Annotated in this window: 14 protein-coding genes; 12 read left to right on the forward strand and 2 right to left on the reverse strand. The window is 60.8% G+C overall.

The window, feature by feature from the left end:
* The first annotated feature begins 55 nt into the window (after window positions 1–55).
* The 11 genes from G5149_RS06030 to G5149_RS06080 all read left to right on the forward strand — a co-directional run bounded on the left by G5149_RS06030 (window position 56) and on the right by G5149_RS06080 (window position 16389).
* Entirely contained in the window at window positions 56–3493 is a 3438-nt protein-coding gene (locus tag G5149_RS06030; protein WP_421212039.1) for an ATP-binding protein, read from the forward strand.
* A gap of 415 nt (window positions 3494–3908) precedes the next feature.
* Window positions 3909–5594: an ABC transporter substrate-binding protein gene (locus tag G5149_RS06035; protein ID WP_005347706.1), complete on the forward strand. Its 1686-nt coding sequence runs from the start codon at window positions 3909–3911 to the stop codon at window positions 5592–5594.
* A gap of 118 nt (window positions 5595–5712) precedes the next feature.
* Window positions 5713–6696: an ABC transporter permease gene (locus G5149_RS06040; RefSeq protein ID WP_005353818.1), complete on the forward strand. Its 984-nt coding sequence runs from the start codon at window positions 5713–5715 to the stop codon at window positions 6694–6696.
* Window position 6697: 1 nt separating this feature from the next.
* Entirely contained in the window at window positions 6698–7618 is a 921-nt protein-coding gene (locus G5149_RS06045; RefSeq protein ID WP_123172573.1) for an ABC transporter permease, read from the forward strand.
* Window positions 7615–8634, forward strand: a complete 1020-nt coding sequence (locus G5149_RS06050; protein WP_005362143.1) for an ABC transporter ATP-binding protein — start codon at window positions 7615–7617, stop codon at window positions 8632–8634. Before G5149_RS06045 ends, G5149_RS06050 begins: the two co-directional genes overlap by 4 nt.
* 11 nt (window positions 8635–8645) lie before the next feature.
* Window positions 8646–9638: an ABC transporter ATP-binding protein gene (locus G5149_RS06055; RefSeq protein WP_005353824.1), complete on the forward strand. Its 993-nt coding sequence runs from the start codon at window positions 8646–8648 to the stop codon at window positions 9636–9638.
* Window positions 9639–9752: 114 nt separating this feature from the next.
* Window positions 9753–11486: a glycoside hydrolase family 9 protein gene (locus G5149_RS06060; RefSeq protein WP_421212042.1), complete on the forward strand. Its 1734-nt coding sequence runs from the start codon at window positions 9753–9755 to the stop codon at window positions 11484–11486.
* Complete coding sequence (locus G5149_RS06065; RefSeq protein WP_421212044.1) at window positions 11479–12351, forward strand: BadF/BadG/BcrA/BcrD ATPase family protein; 873 nt, start codon at window positions 11479–11481, stop codon at window positions 12349–12351. Before G5149_RS06060 ends, G5149_RS06065 begins: the two co-directional genes overlap by 8 nt.
* Window positions 12336–14201, forward strand: a complete 1866-nt coding sequence (locus tag G5149_RS06070) for a beta-N-acetylhexosaminidase (RefSeq protein WP_421212046.1) — start codon at window positions 12336–12338, stop codon at window positions 14199–14201. The genes G5149_RS06065 and G5149_RS06070 overlap by 16 nt, the downstream gene beginning before the upstream one ends.
* A gap of 211 nt (window positions 14202–14412) precedes the next feature.
* Window positions 14413–15966: a methyl-accepting chemotaxis protein gene (locus G5149_RS06075; RefSeq protein WP_421212048.1), complete on the forward strand. Its 1554-nt coding sequence runs from the start codon at window positions 14413–14415 to the stop codon at window positions 15964–15966.
* A 66-nt stretch (window positions 15967–16032) separates the two neighbouring features.
* Complete coding sequence (locus G5149_RS06080; protein ID WP_337072399.1) at window positions 16033–16389, forward strand: MGMT family protein; 357 nt, start codon at window positions 16033–16035, stop codon at window positions 16387–16389.
* Between the two features lie 16 nt (window positions 16390–16405).
* Here the strand turns inward: G5149_RS06080 and G5149_RS06085 are convergent, their stop codons facing one another.
* Complete coding sequence (locus tag G5149_RS06085; protein ID WP_162851498.1) at window positions 16406–16570, reverse strand: hypothetical protein; 165 nt, start codon at window positions 16568–16570, stop codon at window positions 16406–16408.
* Between the two features lie 109 nt (window positions 16571–16679).
* Window positions 16680–19301 (reverse strand): type I DNA topoisomerase, encoded by a 2622-nt coding sequence (gene topA, locus G5149_RS06090; protein WP_337072400.1) that lies wholly within the window; start codon window positions 19299–19301, stop codon window positions 16680–16682.
* A 355-nt stretch (window positions 19302–19656) separates the two neighbouring features.
* Between topA and astB the strand changes: the two genes are divergently transcribed.
* Window positions 19657–20994 (forward strand): N-succinylarginine dihydrolase, encoded by a 1338-nt coding sequence (astB, locus tag G5149_RS06095; protein WP_019446732.1) that lies wholly within the window; start codon window positions 19657–19659, stop codon window positions 20992–20994.
* Window positions 20995–21296 lie beyond the last annotated feature (302 nt).

Below are 21296 nucleotides of genomic sequence, written 5' to 3' on the forward strand. Positions count from 1 at the left end.
TTTCGTTCGAGACTTGAGCGGCTTAATAACCGGATTCTCAATTGAAAATCACAAGATGAAATGGATCTTCACGCTTCGTGGGCTCAGGCCGCAGTTAATGCTGGCTTTTTTCATGTTGGGCATGGTGCCCTTTTTGGTCATCACCCTCTTCTTCCTATACAGCCACGGCAAGGATCTCACCACCCAGACCTCCAACCATCTGGTCTCCGTTCGTAATATCAAGAAGAGTCAGCTCGAGGATTACTTCAACAACCTCAAAGAGCAGATCATCAACTTCTCCCAGCAGGATTTTGCCGGCAACAGTATCGGCCGTTTCTATGGCTTTACCGGCGCCTTCGAGAAGCTGGGTACCACGCCACAGGAGGCCCGCAGCCGCGCCCAGGCCCGCTATCTGCCCGGCTCCTGGGATCAACTGCGCAAACCGGACAGCCAAGTAGAGATCGAACCCTCCATCACGGCGCTTATCCTCGCCGACGAGATGTATGGCCGGGTGCACCAGCGCTTTCATCGCGGCTATGCCGACATGGTGCGCAAGTCCAACTACAGCGACATCTTTCTGGTGGACCTCAACGGCGATGTGGTCTATTCGGTCACCAAGCACCCTAACTTTGCCACCAATCTGCTCTCCGGCCCCTATCAGTCAAGCGGTCTGGGCCAGACCTTTGCCAAGATCAAGCGGCGCCTCGATGGCGGCCAGAAGCCGCAGCAGATCTTCGAATTCACCGATTTTGGCCGCAACGAGCTGACCGGGCAGGTGGTCGCCTACATGGCCGCCCCCGTGATGCAGTACGACTATGTGCGCGGTGTGGTGATTTTCGAGCTGCTGCCGGACAAGCTCAACCAGATCATGGCGGAGCGGGAGGGGCTGGGCGAGACCGGCGAGACCATCCTGATCGGCCCTGACAAGCGGATGCGCGCCGATGCCTGGCTGGCACCGGAGTTCAGCGTAGAGAACAGCTTCAGCCCCAACTTCCGTCCACTGCAAACGCCCCTCATCACCAAGACGCTCTCCGGCGAGCAGGGGGTCGGGCTGTTCCACTCCTATCAGGATGACGAGGTGCTGGCCGCCTACACCCAGGTGAAGGTGTTCGATACCGAGTGGGCCTTTATCGCCGAGATCTCTACCCGGGAAGCCTATGCCCCGATCCGCCAGCTGGAAACCCTAGTGATTGTGCTGGGAGCGGGCTCGGTACTGCTGCTGATCCTCTTCTCCCGCTGGCTCTCCCACTCCATCACGGCGCCGCTGCGATCGCTGACCGAAGCAGCCGAGCAGGTGGCCGACGGCGCGCTGGATCACCCCATCGCCATCGAGCGCACCGGCGATGATATCGACCGGCTGGCCGAGGCGTTTCGCCATATGCAGCGCTCGGTGAAGGACAAGATCGAACTGATCGAACAGCAGACCCAGGAGCTGCAACAGCAGGTCAAGCTGACCCACAGGCAGAACCTCAGCCTGCAGCAGGCGGACAAGCTCAAGGATGAACTGCTGGCCAACACCTCCCACGAGCTGCGCACCCCCATTCACGGTATCAAGGGAATGGCCGAGTCCATGCTCGCCAGCCAGCAGGATTTGACCGAAGGGCAGCAAAAGCAGCTCGGGCTCATCATCAAGAGCGCCGACGGCCTGGCCCGTCTGGTGGACGATCTGCTGGACTACCACCAGATGCGCTACGGCCAGCTGGAGATCCACTCCCAGCCCGTCTCATCCAAGGGGGTTATCCGGCTGGTGCTGGACCTCTGCCAGCATCTTGTGCAGGCCAAACCCCTCACTCTGGTGGATATCAGCCCGGCCGAACTGCCGCCGGTGCTGGCCGACGAGCAGCGGCTCGAACAGGTGCTCTACAACCTGGTGGGTAACGCCATCAAGTACACGCCGCAGGGCAAGGTGGTGCTCAGTGCCATCGTCGAGAACAACTTCCTGCGCATCAAGGTCACCGACACCGGCATCGGCATCGCCCCCGATCATCTGGAGCACATCTTCGAGCCGCTGGTGCAGATGAGCCCGGAGGTGAGCAAGCAGGGGGCCGGCCTTGGCCTCTCCATCACCCGCCAGCTGGTGCACCTGATGGGGGGCGAGCTGTTTGTCGAGAGCGAGCCGAGCGTTGGCTCTACCTTCGCCTTTACCCTGCCCCTTGCCACCGGCAAAGCGGCCAATCTGACCCTCGACAGCCGCCAGATCGAGCATCAGCTGGTGCGCCAGCAACCGCTGATCCTGCCGGACTGGGAGAGCGACGATCTGCCCCCTCCCCCCGAGGATGCGCCGCTCATTCTGGTGGTGGATGACGAGCCCATCAACCTGCACATCCTGCGCCATCTGCTGCAGCCCTGCGGCTACCGCATCCTGCCCAGCAGTGACGGCCACGATGCGCTGGCCAAGCTGGCCGAGGAGCCGGTGGACCTCATCCTGCTCGATGTGATGATGCCGACCCTTTCCGGTTTTGACGTCTGCCGTCGCCTGCGCCAGCAACACCCGAAAGATATGCTGCCGGTGCTGCTGCTCACCGCCCTCAACCAGCCCAAGGATATCGAGGAGGGCTTCGGGGCCGGTGCCAACGACTATCTGGTCAAACCCTTCTGCAAAGAAGAGCTGTTTGCCCGGGTCAAGGCACTGCTCGAGGCCAAGGCCGGACGCGCCTCGCTGGTAGAGAACCGGCTATTGAAGCAGGAGATCGAACATCGCCTCACCCTGCAGGATCGACTGCATCAGGATCAGCAGCGGCTGCTGGCCCTGCTCGGCGAAGGGGCCGACCCCATGATCTTTATCGACGAGCAGGGCACAGTGCTGTTTGCCTCTCGGGTGCTGGCGCGCCTGCTGGGGCAGGAGCCGGAAGCCATGGAGGGGCAGCCCCTCAATGAGTGGCTCGCCACCCCGCTGCAACAGCAGTGGCCCGACCTTGCCAGCGAGCGGGAACACAATCTGGAGTTTCTGGTGGCCGGGCAAAAAGATGTGCTCAACGCCCGCGCTCTGCCTATCACGCTCGGAGGACAGGCCGCTTTCGCCCTCACTCTGAGTACCGAGCTGCGTCAGGATGAGAACCGGGTAATGGCGCTGGAGAACGCCCTCAAGAACCTCTCGCGGCAAGCCATCATCGAAGATGAACAGCTGCTGGGCGAGCTGAGCCGCCTGGGTGGCGAGTTCCGTTCGCTGGCCGACGACCTCATTCGCCAGCAGGATGACGAGCCGCTGCGCCGGGCGCTGGTAGAGACCATGCAGCTCACCCTGGATGCCTGGCAGCAGGGGACCGGCAAGGGCAAAATTGTGCTGGCAGAGAAGAGCAAGCTGTGGCGGGTCTATATGGACAGATCCAGCCCGCAGACCCGTACCCTCGACAAATACCTGAGTCTGGACACCCTGCCCAAGTCACCACGCTGGAAGACGGTGGTGGCCACCACCGAGTATGTGCTGGGCCACTGCCCGCTCAATGACCACCAGCGCCAGCAGTTGCAGCACAGCGCACAGACCCTGCGTCAACTCGCCAACCGCAAACCGTGACACGGCGCCCTAAACGGGCGCCGGATCACAATTGGCCATCTGGTTTCTTTTTATGCAAAACAAAGCCCCGCCCGATCCCGAAACCGAGAGCAGATCCAATTCACAAATTTGTCATATACGCCATTTTCACAGCCACTTTTTACGCGAGAGCAAATAACGCAAACCAATGATTTTAAACAGATAAAAATCGATTTTGACGAGATTGACGTAACACCGTTAATTTTTACGAAAACAACGAAATCAATAGTTGTTGTTTTCCTGTTAATTCTGGTTTGCTTAGGGCGTTGGAAAACAGAACGACAAAGGTTAGACACCTGACCAACACAGAGGGCCGATTTCATCAGCATGCGAAACCGGTGCTCACACAAAACAAGGCGAACCCTCGGGAATGCCAAAAAATAAGAAAGGAAAACATATGCTTGCCAAAGTATCCAAAATCTCTACCGCTGTAATGCTGGGAACCATGATGCTTGCCGGTGCCGCCGGTAACGCCATGGCCGCAGAAAACAAAACCGTGCTGACCATGGTCGCACAGCAGGAAACCGCCTGGGTCAAGAACTTCAACCCCTTCCTGCAAGCGGGCTTGCTGCACACCACCCGTCACTTCATCTATGAACCGCTGGTGATCTTCAACGATATGCAAGGGGGCAAACCCGTCTATCGTCTGGCCACCAACTATGCGTTCAGCGATGACCTGAAATCCGTCACCTTCGATCTGCGTGACGGCGTGAAGTGGTCTGACGGCGAAGCCTTTGATGCCGATGACATCATCTTCTCCTTCAATCTGGTCAAGGCCAACAAGGCGCTGGATGAGCGCTCAATCTGGACCCAGATCAAGAGCGTCGAGAAGCTGGCCCCCAACAAGGTCAAATTCGACCTAACCGAGGTCAACACCAACGTGGTGAACGATCTGGTGCTGGTACCTATCGTGCCGGAGCATCAGTGGAAATCGGTGAAAGATCCGGTTGCCTTCACCAACGACAAGCCGGTTGGTACTGGCCCCTTCACCGAAGTGGACAACTTCTCCGCCCAGCTCTATACCCAGTGCCGCAACCCGCACTACTGGGATAACGCCAACCTCGCCATCGACTGTATCCGCATGCCGCAAATGGCCACCAACGATCAGGTGCTGGCTGCTGTCATGAAGGGTGACATCGACTGGTTCGGCTCCTTCGTGCCGGATATCGAGCGCCTCTACGTCGGCAACGATCCGAAGAACAACAAATACTGGTTCCCGGCCTCCGGTACCGTGGCGTTCAACGTCAACTTCCAGACCAAGAACCCGGGCAACCACGAAGCCTTCAACGACATCAACTTCCGCCGCGCCTTCTCCATGGCGATGGACCGCCAGTCCATGGTGGATATCGCGGGCTACGGCTACCCCACCGTCAACGAGTACCCGTCAGGTCTGGGCAAAGCCTTTGACTCCTGGAACAACCCGGAAGTGGACAAGAAGTACGGCAAGTACAACAAGTTCGATCTGGAAGGGGCCAAGGCCCTGCTGAAAGAGGCAGGCTACAAGGATTGTGACGGCGACAAGTTCCTCGACACCCCGAGCTGCAAAAAGATCGAGTTCAAGGTACTGGTACCGAACGGCTGGACCGACTGGGTCAACACAGTACAGATCGGTGTAGAAGGGCTGCAGGCACTGGGCCTGAACGCCAAGACCGCCACCCCGGAAGCAACCGTCTGGACCGAGAACCTGATCACCGGTGACTTCGACGTAGCCCTGCAGGGTTACTTTGCCGGTGCCAACCCGCACAAGTACTTCGAGACCGCGTTCCACTCCCGCAACATGGGTGAGCGTGGCAACCGCTTCGCCGCGCCCCGTTACAAGGACCCCGAGCTCGACAAGCTGATCGATGACTTCACCCAGACCGCCGATGCGGCCAAGCAGAAGGAGATCATGTTCGCCATCCAGGATCGTGTTGGTGCCAACCAGACCATCATTCCGGTCTTCAACAACCCGACCTGGTACGAGTACAGCACCAAGCGCTTCAACGGCTGGTTCAGTGCTGATAACCCGGTAGCCAAACCTCAGCTCCACCCGGACACCCCTGAGCGTCTGCTGCACGTGTTGTCCCTCAAGCCAAACAGCTAAACAATCCCGGCCCCCTGCGGGGGGCCATCTTCCCCGTTAATCCCCTTCTTGCCCGACTTTGCCGGGGTTGGGGTAGCTATACCCGACGCGGGGCAGACTTGCAGTAAAAGGTACTATCATGGGATTCATACTGAGACGCTTTTCCTTCTACCTGGTTGCCTTTCTGGTAGCCGCCACCATCAACTTCCTGTTACCCCGTGCCATGCCAGGGGATCCTGTCTCCGTGATGTTTGCCCGCGCTGGCGCCATGATGGAACCCGCCGCCCTAGAAGCCCTCAAAGCCACCTTCGGCTTTGTCGACGGCCCCATCGGCACCCAGTTTCTCACCTATGTGAAGAGTGTCTTCACCTGGGATCTCGGCACCTCGGTGCGCTTCTACCCGCAGCAGGTCTCTGACGTGCTGGGCCGTGCCATCGGCTGGACCCTGTTTCTGGTCGGCACCTCCACCATCCTGAGCTTCTCCATCGGTTCCATCGTCGGCATCTTCGCCGCCTGGTATCGCGGCGGCCGGATGGACAGCATTCTCTCCCCGCTCACCCTGGTGATGCAGGCCATTCCGCCGGTGGTGGTCTCCCTGCTCGCCCTGTTCCTGTTCGGGGTCAGCCTCGAGTGGCTGCCCATCGGCTACGCCTACAGCCCGGAGATCAAGGCTGACTGGGGTTGGGAGCACATCAAGAGCATCATGACCCACGCCATCATGCCGGTGCTGACCCTGGCCGTGGTGCAGGTGGGGGGCTTTCTCATCACCATGCGCAACAACATGATCAACCTGCTGGGCGAGGATTACATCACCATGGCCAAGGCCAAGGGGCTCTCCAGCAACCGGGTGATCTTCAACTACGGCGCCCGCAACGCCATTCTGCCCAGCGTCACCGCCCTCTCCATGGCGCTCGGCTTCGTCATCGGTGGCTCCCTCATCACCGAAGTGATCTTCAACTATCCCGGCCTGGGCCTGACCCTCTATCAGGGCATTCTGGCCCGCGACTACCCGCTCATTCAGGGGCAGCTGCTCATCATGACCATCACCATGCTCAGCTTCAACTTCCTGGCCGACGTGCTCTACGTCTTCCTGGATCCCCGTCTGCGTACAGGAGGCAAATAAGATGCGTATGCCGACCATTCTCAAAATCCTGCTGGGCAACAAGAAGGCTGCCTGTGGCCTCGCCATCGTGGTTGCCTTCGTACTGATGGCCATCTTTGCCCCCATTCTGGCCAGCAACGAGCCGACCAAACGGGTGGCTCGCCCGCACCAGCCACCCAGTGCCGAGTTCGTGATGGGTTCCACCCGCATGGGCCACGATATCTGGGCCCAGTTCACCAACGGCGCCCGTATCTCGCTGCTGGTGGGCTTCAGCGCAGGCCTGCTGGTCTGCACCCTGGCCGTCGCCATCGGCATCACCGCCGGTTACTTCGGTGGTCTGGTGGATGAATGCCTCACCTTCCTGATGAACGTGGTGCTGGTGATCCCCAACCTTCCCTTGCTACTGGTGCTGGCGAGCTTTATCGGGGAGGCGTCACCGGCGGTGATTGCCGTGATAATAGGGTTGACCTCGTGGGCCTATGGCGCGCGGGTCATCCGCGCCCAGACCCTGGCCCTGCGCGAGAAGGAGTTCGTCATCGCCGCCGAAGTGCTGGGGGAGCCGGCCTGGCGCATCATTCTGGTGGAGATCCTGCCCAACCTCATCTCCATCATCGGGGTGAGCTTTATCGGCTCCATCATCTACGCCATCGTCACCGAAGCGACCCTGGAGTTCCTGGGTCTCGGCGACCCGACCGTGGTGAGCTGGGGCATCATGCTCTACAACGCCCAGACCTCCAGCGCCATTCTGGTCGGCGCCTGGTGGGAGATCCTGGCGCCCTGCTTTGCCATCGCCACCCTGGGTGCCGGTCTGGCCCTGCTCAACTTCGCCATCGACGAGATTGCCAACCCGCAGCTGCGCTCCCACAAAGGGTTGAGCCGCTGGAAGAAACTTGCCACCCCGGTCGCCACACCACTCTCTGCCGCACAGGAGAAGACAGCATGAACAAGCATCCCCTGCTGTCAGTACGCAATCTTTGCGTCGACTACATCACCGAAAATGGCGACGTGCGCGCCGTCAACTCGGTGAGCTTCGATATCAGACAGGGCGAGATCTTCGGTCTCGCCGGTGAGTCGGGCTGCGGCAAATCCACCGTCGCCTTCTCGGTGGCCCGGCTGCACAAGCCGCCCGCCTACATCAGCGGTGGCGAGATCCTGTTCAAAGGGGAGAACATCCTCCATTACGGTGACGAGCGGCTGCGCTCCTACCGCTGGCAACAGGTGTCGGTGGTGTTCCAGTCCGCCATGAACGCCCTGAACCCTGTGTTGCGGATGGAGGAGCAGTTCTGCGACGTGCTGCTGGCCCACAACCCCGGCATGACCCGTTACGAGGCGATCAAGCGCGCCCAGGAGCTGCTCACCATCGTCGATATCCACCCGAGCCGGCTCAAGGACTACCCGCACCAGTTCTCCGGCGGCATGCGCCAGCGGCTGGTGATCGCCATCGCCATGGCGCTCAACCCCGAACTCCTGATCATGGATGAGCCAACCACGGCGCTCGATGTGGTGGTGCAGCGGGAGATCCTGCAGAAGGTCTATGCCCTGAAAGAGAAGTTCAACTTCTCCATTCTGTTCATCACCCACGACCTCTCCCTGATGGTGGAGTTCTGCGATCGCATCGGCATCATGTATGCCGGTGAGCTGGTGGAGGTGGCTCCTTCCAAGGCGATCCTGACCGCGCCGCTACACCCCTATACCAGAGGGCTCGGCAACTCCTTCCCGCCCCTGCACGGACCGAAGAAGGTGCTGGAGGGGATCCCGGGCACCCCGCTCAACCTGCTGGAGGTACCGGTCGGCTGCCGTTTTCAGGCCCGCTGCGGCAAGGTGCACGATCGCTGCCGTCAGGAGTACACCAGATTGGCCGAGATCCGCCCCGGGCAACAGACCGCCTGCCACCTCTATGAGGAGCAGGGACTGCAACAAGATTCCGTGATCTATCTGGACAAGGCCGCTGGCTGTTAAGGATGTCTGTCATGCAAATCGCCAAAACCGATGCACCCATCATCGAAGTCCAGCACCTCTACAAGGACTTCCCCATCAACTCCAATGCCATCAAGAGTGGCAAGATGCGGGCACTCTCCGACATCACCTTCAACCTGCACCGGGGCCGCGCCCTGGCGGTGGTCGGGGAGTCGGGCTCCGGCAAGAGTACCATCGCCAAGATCATCGCCAAGATGTACAAGCTCAGTGCCGGGCGCATTCTCTATCGCGGCCACGATCTGGAGGAGTTCAACAAGGGCACCGCCCTGCTGGACTATCGCCAGAGCGTGCAGATGGTGTGGCAAGATCCGTTCGGTTCGCTCAACCCGACCCACACCATCTATCACCATATCGCCCGCCCCCTGCTGCTGCACAGCAAGGTGATCGACAAAAAAGAGCTGCCCGACATGGTCTACGCCCTACTGGAAAAGGTCGGCCTGACCCCTGCCAAAGCAACGGCGGCCAAGTATCCGCACCAGCTCTCCGGCGGCCAGCGCCAGCGGGTCAACATCGCCCGCAATCTGGCGGTGGAGGCGGAAGTGGTGCTGGCGGACGAGCCGACTTCCATGCTCGACGTCTCCATTCGCATCGGCATCCTCAACCTGATGGAGCAGATGAAGAATGAGCTCGGCGTCTCCATGCTCTACATCACCCACGACATCGCCACCGCCCGCTATGTGGCGGAAGATCTGGCTGTCATGTATGTAGGGCACATGGTGGAGTGGGGTGAGGTGGACGAGATACTGCACCACCCGCAGCACCCCTACACCCAGCTGCTTATCTCGGCGGTGCCCGATCCGGAGAAGAGCATCCACGCCGAGTTGGAGGGTGGCCGCAAGGGGGAGATCCCGCTCTGGACGCCGGAGTCCTGCGGTTGCCCCTTTGCCGGGCGCTGCAATCAGGCAATGCCCCGCTGCAAGGAGGCGCTCCCCCCTATCACCAAGCTTGCCGACAACCACTTCGTGCGCTGCTACCTCTACGAGTGAAGGTGAACCCGATACCGGCCGGACAACCCTGTCCGGCCATGCCTCGATACGGGGCGGCCACAGCCCCGTGATGTGCCTCACCGCCCGGCGGTGAACCACAGGAGTAATACCTTGATGGAACTCTTGATCAATCAGGTGGGCTACGAGTGCGACGGACACAAGGTCGCCCTGTTGCAAACCTCCCCCGCCCCTGATCTCGGCGGCTATGTCAGGCTGCAACGCCTCGATGATGGCCAGATCCTGTTTGAAACCCCGCTGCAACCGGCTGGCAGCGTCCCAGGCTGGCAAGGGCGCGCTTACTGGCGCGCCGACTTCTCCGCCTTCAAGGAGCCCGGCCACTATCGGCTGGAGGCGATCACTGCCCAAGGCATAGTCCGCTCGACCCGTTTTGCCATCGGCCAGGATCTGCTGGCCAGCCGCTGCCTCTCCGATGTCATTCACTACTTCAAAGGGCAGCGCGCCAGCGGCACCTTCGATCGGGCCGACCGCAATGCCCGCCTGTTTGGCACCGACCAGCACAAAGATGTGCACGGCGGTTGGTTCGATGCCAGCGGCGACATGAGCAAGTACCTGAGCCACCTCTCCTACGCCAACTACCTCAACCCCCAGCAGACCCCCATGGTGGTGTGGTCACTGCTCAAGTGCCGGGAACTGCTGGCCCCACGCCGCGATATCGACGGGGTGAACCTCCGCAAGCGGCTCAATGACGAGGCGCTGCACGGCGCCGATTTCCTCTGCCGGATGCAGGATGAGTCGGGCTTCTTCTACATGACTTTGTTCGACAAGTGGAGCAAGGATCCCGCCCAGCGCGAGCTGTGCGCCTATGCCACCCAGCAGGGGCTCAAGTCCGCCAACTGGCAGGCGGGTTTTCGCCAAGGGGGCGGCATGGCCATCGCCGCGCTGGCCCGCGCCGCCCGCGAGAGCGTCAGCGGCGACTTCGATGCCAGCCGCTACGCCGAGGCAGCCAAACGCGGCTACCTGCATCTGTGCGAACACAACCTTGCCTACCTCGATGACGGGGTCGAGAACATCATCGACGACTACTGCGCCCTGCTGGCAGCGGTGGAGCTGACCCGCACTTTCGGCGCCGAGTGGCTGAATGAGGCGAGAGCCCGTGCCAGCAAACTCTGTGCCCGCCAGCGCCCTCATCCTGAGCTGGGTCACTACTGGTCGGCCAACGAGGATGGCTCGCGCCCCTACTACCACGCCGCTGAGGCGGGTCTGCCGGTGCTGGCACTGCTGGAATATCTGGGCGTAGAGCCGGATCAGGAATACAAGGCTAGGGTACAAACCGTGGTGGAGCAGGCGCTGGCCGCCGAGCTGGCGCTCTGTGCCCGCGCGGGCAACCCCTTCTCCCTCGCCCGCCAATATGTCAAAGGGGTGGATGAAGCGCCGCGCGTCAGCTTCTTTATGCCCCACAACAACGAATCCGGTTACTGGTGGCAGGGGGAGAACGCCCGCCTCGCCTCGCTGGCGGCCATGGCCTTTGCTGGCGCCCGCCACTTCCCCCGCCAGAGCCAGCCACTGCTCACTTATGGCCAGCGCCAACTCGACTGGATCCTCGGGCAAAACCCCTTCAACGCCTGCATGCTGGCGGGCCACGGCATCAACAACCCCGCCTATACCGCCGGGTATCCCAATGCGCAGGGGGGGATCTGCAACGGCATCACCTCAGGGTTTGATGACGAAAACGACGTGGCCTTTATTCCGGAGGAGTACAGGGAGCGGCTGGATCAGAACTGGCGCTGGGGCGAGCAGTGGATCCCCCACGCCGCCTGGTTTGCCCTTGCCATCAGCTGGCAGAGTGCGCAGAGTGATCGACATGAGCAGGGAGGTCGCCATGATTGAGTTCTGGGTCGGCGTCGATGGCGGGGGCACCCACACCCGCGCCCGCATTCGGGATCGGGCGGGCAAGCTGCTCGGAGAGGGGCGCGCGGCCGGCTCCAATCTGGAGCTGGGCATCCCCCATGCCCACGCCAATGTGCTGGCCGCCATCGCCAGCGCCCGTCTTGCCGCCGGGATCGCTATCGAAAGTGAACAGCAGATGGGGGTCGGGCTTGCGCTCGCCTCCGCCGAGCTGGCCGACTGCTATCACGCCCTGCTCGAGATGCCCTTCCCCTTTGCCAGCGTCAGACTCACCTCCGATGCCTTCGGTGCCTGCCTCGGCGCCTTTGGCGGCCGTGAGGGGGCCATCCTCATCGCCGGTACCGGCTCGGTGGGGCTGGTCTATCAGGAGGGGCGCATTCGCACCTGCTCCGGCCGCGGCTCCCCCATTTCAGACATAGGCAGCGGCGCCTGGCTGGGGCTGCGCGCCATCCAACAATCCCTGCTCTGCCACGACGGCATTCTGCCCCCCAGCACCCTCGCCATCCGCCTGATGGACCGCTTCAAGCGGGATCAGGCTGAAGTGGTACGCTGGGCCGCCCGCGCCATTCCGGCGGACTATGGCCACTTTGCCCCCTGGGTATTCGATGCCGCCAGCGATGGTGACGAGCTCGCCAATCAGCTGCTGGACGAAACCTGCGAACAACTGCGGATCCTGCTGGAGGGGATGACCCAGCTGGGTGCCAGACAGATCGCCCTGCTGGGGGGGATTGGCACCCGCCTCGCTCCCCGTCTCGGCCAGCTCAACCTGATCCCCCCCCAGGCAGATGCGCTCGATGGCGCCATCCTGTTTGCCCAATCAGAGGATTTTCCATGTCTACACCCCTGATCCACACCCAGGTCGCCCGACGTGACGGCGAGGATGTCTGGTTCACCTTCACCCTCTCCCACATACCGGATACCCGGTGGAAGCTGCACTTCTGTCTAGCTCGCCATATCGACCCCGACTCCTTGCAAGGGGGCGAGCTGGAGCGCCAGAGCGGCAGCTACAAGGTGCTGATCCCGAACGCTGGCAGCTGCGAGCTGCGCTTTTGCTGCCGCCAGACGCCCATCAAGAAGCTCTCCGACATGCCGCAGGGCTTTTTCCTCAGCTTGCCGGAGGCGACCACAGGTGCCCAGCTGCTGCCGGTGACACTGGCCGCTCAGGATCTTGGACTGGAAAACCCGCCGGTAACCCGACCCGATCTACCGGATGTCGAGCCCCTGCCCGGCATAGTGCCGCAACCGGCCCATCTGGTACTGCTGGAGGGGAACTTCCGGCTGGCCGAGCGGGCTCATGTCAGCGCCCCCCGCGATGTACCGAAGCTGCTGGCCCACTTCAACGAGCTGACGTCGCTGGCACTGGAGCAGGATCACGACGCAGAAATCCGGCTAACCGAGGCCAAGCTAGCCCCTGAAGCCTACCAACTCACCATCACGCCGCAGGAGGTGGTAATTGCCGCCGCCGACGAAACGGGCTGGCGCCATGGGCTGGTGACGCTAGCCCAGTGGTATCTGCAACATGGGGAGAGCCTGCCCTGCATCACACTGGAGGATGCCCCGCGCTTTGGCTTTCGCGGCATTTTTCTCGACTGCGCCCGCCACTTCCACACTCCGGCCACCATCAAGCGCCTGCTCAAGCTGATGAGCCTCTACAAGTTCAACCGCTTCCACTGGCATCTGACCGATGACGAGGGGTGGCGACTCGAGATCAAAGCCTTCCCGGCACTGACCGACGTGGGTGCCTGGCGCGGCCACGATCTGGCGATCGGCCCCCAGCTCAGCGGCGGCGCCGAACCCTATGGCGGCTACTACACCCAGAGCGAGGTGAAGGAGCTGGTGAACTATGCCAGTGAGCTCGGCATCACCGTCATTCCCGAGATCGACATCCCGGGCCACTGCCACGCCGCCATCAAGGCGCTGCCCGAGTTGCTGATCGAAACGGCGGATCACTCCCGCTACCGCTCGGTTCAGCATTTCGATGACAACGTGCTCAACCCCGCCCTGCCCGGCACCTACCGCTTCCTAGAGGCCGTGCTGGACGAGGTGTGCGAGCTCTTCCCCGGCCCGCAGATCCACATGGGGGGTGACGAGGTGCCGACCGGGGTCTGGACCGACAGCCCCGCCTGCCAGCAGCTGATGGCCGAACAGGGATACGCCGACTGTCGCGAGCTGCAGGGCCATCTGCTGCGCCACTGCCAGCGCTATCTGGCCGCCAGAGGCAAACAGATGATCGGCTGGGAGGAGATCCTGCATGGCGACAAGGTGAGCCGCAAAGCTGCCGTCTGTGCCTGGACCAGTTTTCAGGCGGGGCTGGACGCCGCCGCGGCCGGCTATCCGGTGGTGATGGCGCCCGCCCAGTTCCTCTATCTCGATCTCGCCTGGAGCGCCGATATTCATGAACCCGGCCTCTACTGGGCGGGAACCCTCAATCTGGAGCAGGTCTATGCTTGCGATCCTGCGCCAGCCGATTTCCATGCCAACGATAACATCCTCGGGGTACTGAGCCCCTTGTGGTCAGAATTGATCACCAGCCGCGATCGTCTCGACTACATGTTGTTCCCGCGCATGCTGGCCACGGCCGAGGTGGCCTGGAGCGAGCCCGCCCACAAGGGCTGGGAGCACTTCACCGCCCGCCTGCCGGGCCAGCTGCAGATCCTCGATCAGTTGCAGGTGCGCTACCGGATGCCACAGAGGTAATGTTGTCTCTACTTTGGCGGCCAATTGGCCGCCTTTTTTACAATTAGCCAACAAAATCTCACAACCCCCTACCATTCATCCGCCATTATTGGCAAAATTCAGCCCCCTATGAAACTGGTCTGGCGCCTGCTGGCGCGAGCCTGCGGCCACCTCCAGATCTGCCACAATAACAACGACAACATTGTCAACAAGAGCATCGGAGCGTATTCCTATGGCCCGCAGAGACGTCCATACCCTGGATAGCGAAGTGGAGTTTCCTGCCGACGTACAACTGGTCTCCACCACTGACCTGCGCGGGGTGATCACCTACGCCAATCCGGCCTTTTGCACCATCGCCGGCTATAGCGCCGACGAGCTGGTTGGCCACAATCACAACCTGGTGCGCCATCCCGACATGCCCAAGGCCGCCTTCGCCGATCTCTGGGCCCGCCTCAAGGAGGGGAAACCCTGGCGCGGCATCGTCAAAAATCGCTGCAAGGATGGTCGTTACTACTGGGTAGATGCCTACGTCACCCCCATCTACGAGGGGAACAGGATCAGCGGCTACCAGTCGGTACGCTGCAAGCCCGAGCCCCAATTCAAGCGCATCGCCGCTCAGACCTACCAAGCCCTGCTCAAGGCCGAGCGCGGCAACAGCAGCAACCTTCCCTCTCTTGCCAGAGTGCGCACCCCGGCCATTACCCTGTTGCTGCTCGGCATAATGGGCTGGGCCTTCGCCAGCCAAGGGGCCATGACCGTCCTGCTGATGCTGCTGCCCCTGTTGCTTCTTGGCGGAGCCTACTGGCGCGAGCTCTTCGCCTTGCCCCACTATCTGCAGCAACTGGGCCGCGAATATGACAGTCTGACCCGGCTGGTCTACTCCGGTGACAATCCCGGCGCCATTGCCGATTTTCATATCAAGATGCTGCAGGCCCGCATCCGAACCGTGTTGGGGCGGATCAATGATGCCACGGCACCTCTGCAAACCCTGGCCATCAATCTGAAGCAGGCCTCTCATCAAGCCTGTCTCGATATCAACGAGCAAGATGCCCAGACCCAGCAGATGGCTACGGCTATGACTCAGATGGCCAACACAGCTCACGAGATCGCCCGCAACATTCAGGACTCCAACGGTCAGGTCAACGAAGCTCGCAATCGTTGTGAACAAACCAACCAGCAGTTGAACCAGACCGAACAACAGATCGAACAGCTCGCCAAACAGGCAGAGCTGGCGTTCAACTCGGCGGTAGAGCTCGCCAGCGAATCCGAACGGATTGGCAGTGTGATGGGCGAGATCCAGGGCATCGCCGAGCAGACTAACCTGCTGGCCCTCAACGCTGCCATCGAAGCGGCTCGCGCCGGGGAGCAGGGCCGTGGTTTTGCAGTGGTGGCCGACGAGGTGCGAACTCTATCGACCCGCACCCACAAGGCGACCGAGCAGATCCAGGGCAGCATCAAGCAGATCCAGCACACGCTGGGACGTTGGAAGGGGATGATGCAGGAGAACCTGCAACAGACCCGCGCATGTGCCGAGATGACCCGCCAGGGCGCCAGCAGCCTCCATACCGTGCTGGCAGAGATAGAGCTGGTCACCGAACACTCCACTCAGATCGCCACCGCTGCTGAGCAGCAACAAGCGGTCGTGGAGGAGATCAGCCGCAGCATCCACCAGATCTCCGAGTACTCCCACGCCAACAGTCAGAAGATGCTGGATGTCGATCACTCAAGTCAGGCTCTGCTGGAACGGGCCAAGCAACTGAAGGGGCTTAGCCAGACCTTCGGCTGAATCATTGCCAGCCCCATGACAGAAGCGCCACAATGGCGCTTCTGTTGTTTTTGACGAATCGGGTCTATGAGCATTGAACCAAGTCCATCCCCATTGAACAAAACAGCCCGTATCGAAGCGATCATCGCCCTGATCCCTGCCGGCAAGGTGGCCAGTTACGGTCAGGTGGCCGATCTGGCGGGGTTGCCCGGACGGGCAAGACTGGTAGGCAAGGTGCTGCGGGAAACCGACAAGGTACTGCCGTGGCATCGGGTGCTGGGCGCAGCAGGCACCATCTCCTTACCAAAAGGGTCGGCTGGCTTCGACAGACAGGCGGGATTGCTGCAGGAAGAGGGCGTGCCCGTGATTGGTGGGCGGGTCAGAATGAAGGAGTGGCAATGGCAGCCCGACCTGGCCGAGCTGCTTTTTCTACTGCCGTTTTGAGGGGGGCACTGCCAGATCACTCCAGCGGTGCCAGGATCTCCTCACTGCGCACCTGCACCGGTATAGTCTCGTCCTCGCGCTGCAGCAGCACAAGCAGGCTCTGTCGGTCCACCTCCAGCACATAGGCAGCCCCTTCCCGGGTCATGCAGCTCATGCCCGGCCGGATCTCGTTAATCTCCATCTCAACCTCCTTGTCTACTTCGCGATTGACGACTGCTGCACTCCTTGCAGCTGTCTCAGTATACCCTTATCCATAAGCAAAGAGGCCCCTGGTCGGGGCCTCTTTGTCATCAGGCTTTCTTCGCCTTCGGCAAACTCTCTTGCCAGGTACCGTTGTCGTAGTGAGCGGTCCAACCGGTCGCCTTGCCGTTGACCTCGCTCATCACGTACTGCTCCTTGGTCTTTCGACTGAAGCGCACGATGGCGGGGTTGCCGTCCGGATCGGTGAGCGGGGCTCCCGCCAGATACTTGTGCTTGGCGGAGATGCGATCCTTGAAGCGCTTGAGCTCTTCCACCAGCGGCGCGCGAGTCTCGCGGGATTTGGGGAAGTTGCTGGCTGCCAGGAACAGACCGGCAGCACCGTCACGCAGCACAAAGTGAGCATCGGACTGGGTGCACTTGAGCTCCGGCAACGGTACCGGATCTTCTTTCGGCGGCGCGATGTCGCCGTTTTTCAGGATCTTGCGGGTGTTCTTGCAAGTCTCGTTGGTGCAGCCCATGTACTTGCCGAAACGACCGTTCTTGAGCTGCATCTCGCTGCCGCAGCGGTCGCACTCGATACTCGGCCCTTCGTAGCCCTTGAGCTTGAACTGGCCCTTCTCGATTTCGTAGCCATCGCAGTCCGGGTTGCGACCACAGACGTGCAGCTTGCGGCTGTCATCGATGATGTAGGCATCCATCGCTGTGCCACAGACACCGCAACGGTGCTTGGCACGCAGCGCTTCGGTTTCCGCCTCTTCACCGTCAGTGGCGGAGACAAACTCGTCGGCAGAGACCAGGTTGATGGTCTTCTTGCAGCGCTCTTTCGGCGGCAGGGCATAGCCGGAGCAGCCAAGGAAAACACCGGTGGTGGCAGTACGAATGCCCATCTTGCGGCCGCAATCCGGGCAGTCGATGTCAGTCATCACCATCTGGTTGGCACGCATGCCGCCCTCTTCGGGCGCCTTGTCAGCCTTCTCCAGCTCCTGGGTAAACTCGGCGTAGAAGGCATCCAGCACCTTCTTCCACTCCAGGCTCCCTTCAGCGATGCCATCGAGCTTGTCTTCCATCTTGGCGGTGAACTCGTAGTTCATCAGCTCGACGAAGTTCTCCACCAGACGATCGGTGACGATCTCACCCATCTTCTCGGCGAAGAAACGGCGGCTCTCGACCCGCACATAACCACGATCAACGATGGTGGAGATGATGGAGGCGTAGGTAGAGGGACGGCCGATGCCGCGTTTTTCCAGCTCGCGCACCAGCGCAGCTTCGGTGAAACGGGCAGGCGGCTTGGTAAAGTGCTGGCGCGGATCCAGCTTGACCAGTTTCAGCACCTCGCCCACGGTGACCGCAGGCAGCTGGCTATCTTCACCCTTGCGACCCATCGGCGGCAGCGCCTTGGTCCAACCGGCGAAGCGCAGGGTACGACCACGGGCCTTGAGCTCGAACTCACCCGCCTTGACGGTCAGGGTGGAAGAGTCGTACTGAGCGGGGGTCATCTGGCAGGCAACGAACTGACGCCAGATGAGATCGTACAGACGCATGGCATCCGGCTCCATCCCTTCCAGCATCTCGGCAGTCACCTGTACGTTGGAGGGACGGATCGCTTCGTGCGCTTCCTGGGCATTGGCCTTGGCGCCATACAGATTCGGCTCGGCTGGCAGATAGGCCGCGCCATAATGCTCGCCGATATATTCACGCACCGCTTCAACCGCCTCTTTGCTGAGGTTGGTGGAGTCGGTACGCATATAGGTGATGTAACCCGCTTCATAGAGACGCTGGGCCATCATCATGGTCTTCTTGACCCCGAAGCTCAGACGGGTAGAGGCCGCCTGCTGCAGGGTGGAGGTGATAAACGGCGCGGACGGCTTGGAGCCGGTCGGCTTGTCTTCCCGGTTAACGACCTTGTAGTCGACCCCTTCCAAGGCTGCGACAGCGGCAAAGGTCTCGGCCTGGGTCACCGGCTTGAAGTCAGCCCCGTTGCGGCTGACCACTTCCATACGCAGATCGCTCTTGTCGGCAGTCAGCAGGTCGGCATTGAGATCCCAGAACTCGACCGGTACGAACGCCTTGATTTCGCGCTCTTTATCGACGATAAGACGCACCGCAACGGATTGCACTCGACCGGCGGAAAGACCGCGCGCCAGCTTCTTCCACAGCAGTGGAGAGACCATATAACCCACCACTCGGTCGAGGAAACGACGAGCCTGCTGGGCATTAACGCGGTCAATATTGAGTTCGGACGGCTGGGCGAACGCCTCCTTGATGGCGCTCTTGGTGATCTCGTTGAACACCACGCGCTTGTAGCGGCTGTCGTCGCCACCAATGATCTCGCGCAGGTGCCAGGCGATCGCCTCTCCTTCTCTATCCAAGTCGGTTGCGAGATAGATGGTGTCGGCTTTCTCGGCCAGACTTTGCAACTCGCTGACCACCTTCTCCTTGCCGGGCAAAATCTGGTAGTTAGCCTGCCAGCCAGCGGTCGGATTGATACCCATCCGGGCAAACAGGGCCTTGCGATCCTTGGCTGCCTTTTCAGCTTCGCTCAACTTGATACCGCGAATGACGGGTTTCTTGGGCTCGGTGCTGGCGCTGCCGCTGGTGGGCAGATCGCGAACATGACCAACGCTGGATTTCACCACGTAGTCCTTGCCCAGATATTTGTTGATCGTCTTGGCCTTGGCCGGAGACTCCACTATGACCAGTGATTTGCCCATGCTGTAACTATTATCCTCATTGCACCCGACGGGGTTGGTGTGCGGTTTTGTGGGGCTGTATAAGAGATTTGGCGCGAAAAAGCAATCTTGTGAGCAAATTTGCCTGACCAGCCCGAACCACACGGCTTCTTTTATTGCTTCTTTATTTATTAATGCGAAGGCAACAGGCCGGACGCAACCGCTTTTTCAATTTTCTGCCATACCGCCCCTCTTTTTATATCTGAAACGACATAAAAACGTCTGCTGGTTACCGGCTTGTTACAAAAACATAAAATCTCTTTATAATGGCCCAACCCCGACGCATTGTGCGCGGAAGGAACCGCTACCCATCATAAAAATCGAAAGGATGTACTCAATGAAGCACTTCGAGGTCAATTTCGACGGTCTGGTCGGCCCGACTCATAACTATGCAGGCCTCTCCTACGGCAACGTTGCCTCCCAGAGCAATGCCCAGGAGGCTTCCAATCCGAAAGAGGCCGCCAAACAGGGGCTGCTCAAGATGAAGGCGCTGACCGAGCTTGGCATGACCCAGGGTGTACTGGCGCCACAAGAGCGCCCCGATCTTGCCACCCTGCGCCGCCTCGGCTTCACCGGCAACGATGCCCGGGTGCTGGAACAGGCCGCCAAACAGGCTCCCGCCGTACTGGCCGCCTGCTATTCGGCCTCCAGCATGTGGACCGCCAACGCCGCCACCGTCTCCCCGAGTGCCGATACCCGGGATGGCCGCATTCACTTCACACCCGCCAACCTGACCAACAAGTTTCACCGATCACTGGAGCCGGACGTCACTGGCCGTATCCTGCGCGCCGTGTTCAACAATGATCGCCACTTCAGCCACCACCTCCACCTGCCGGAAAATGATCACTTCGGTGACGAGGGGGCGGCCAACCACACCCGCCTCTGCCGCGCCTACGGCGAGGCGGGGGTCGAGCTGTTTGTCTATGGCCGCAGCGCCTTTGACTACTCCCGCCCGGCGCCGAAGCGCTATCCGGCCCGCCAGACTCTGGAGGCAAGCCAGGCCATTGCCCGCCTGCATGGCCTTGGCGAGGAGAGCGTGGTGTTTATTCAGCAAAACCCGGAGGTGATCGATCAGGGGGTATTCCACAACGACGTGATCGCAGTGGGCAACCAGAATGTGCTCTTCTTCCACCAGCAAGCGTTCCTCAACACCGAAGCCGTGCTATCAGAGATCAGCGACAAGTTTGGCGAGGGGGATTTGCACTTTATCGAAGTGCCGACTGCCGAGGTATCCGTGCTGGATGCGGTGAAATCCTACCTGTTCAACACCCAGATCCTCACCCTGCCGAGCGGCGAGATGGCCATTATCGCCCCCACCGAGTGCCGCGATAATCCGGCGGTGTCGGCCTATCTTGGCAAGCTGCTGACGCAGGAGACTCCGATCAAGGCGGTCCACTATATGGATGTGAAACAGAGCATGCGTAATGGTGGCGGCCCGGCCTGCCTGCGACTGCGGGTTGCCATGAACGATCAGGAACTCGCTGCGGTCAATCCGGCCTGCCTTATCAACGACAGCCAGTTTGCCCGCCTCGATGGCTGGGTAGATCGCCACTACCGCGACCGCCTGACCCTCGATGACCTGCGTGATCCGACCCTGGTGCAGGAGTCTCGCAGCGCGCTGGACGAGCTGACCCAAATCCTGAAACTGGGTTCCGTCTACCCGTTCCAGCGCTAGATGTGATGATCGGGAAGACTGCCGACACTGGCAGTCTTCTCTTATCTACCTCACCCCCTTGCACGGATGCTCTTTTGTGCAGAAAATCAGCATGCAACTTGCTGATAAGCTTGATTTTTGAGCTGGATGTATCAAAAAATCGACGAACAGTCATTTTTTGCTGCCAGAAACGCTTCAAGGGGTTCACAAAGAGCGAAGATCTGTTAGTATGCGCCTCGCACTTGGGGAGGGGTTCCCGAGCGGCCAAAGGGATCAGACTGTAAATCTGACGGCTCTGCCTTCGAAGGTTCGAATCCTTCTCC

Origin of the sequence: Aeromonas sp. 600479, assembly GCF_049175515.1 — a bacterium.
Taxonomy (GTDB): domain Bacteria; phylum Pseudomonadota; class Gammaproteobacteria; order Enterobacterales; family Aeromonadaceae; genus Aeromonas; species Aeromonas veronii_A.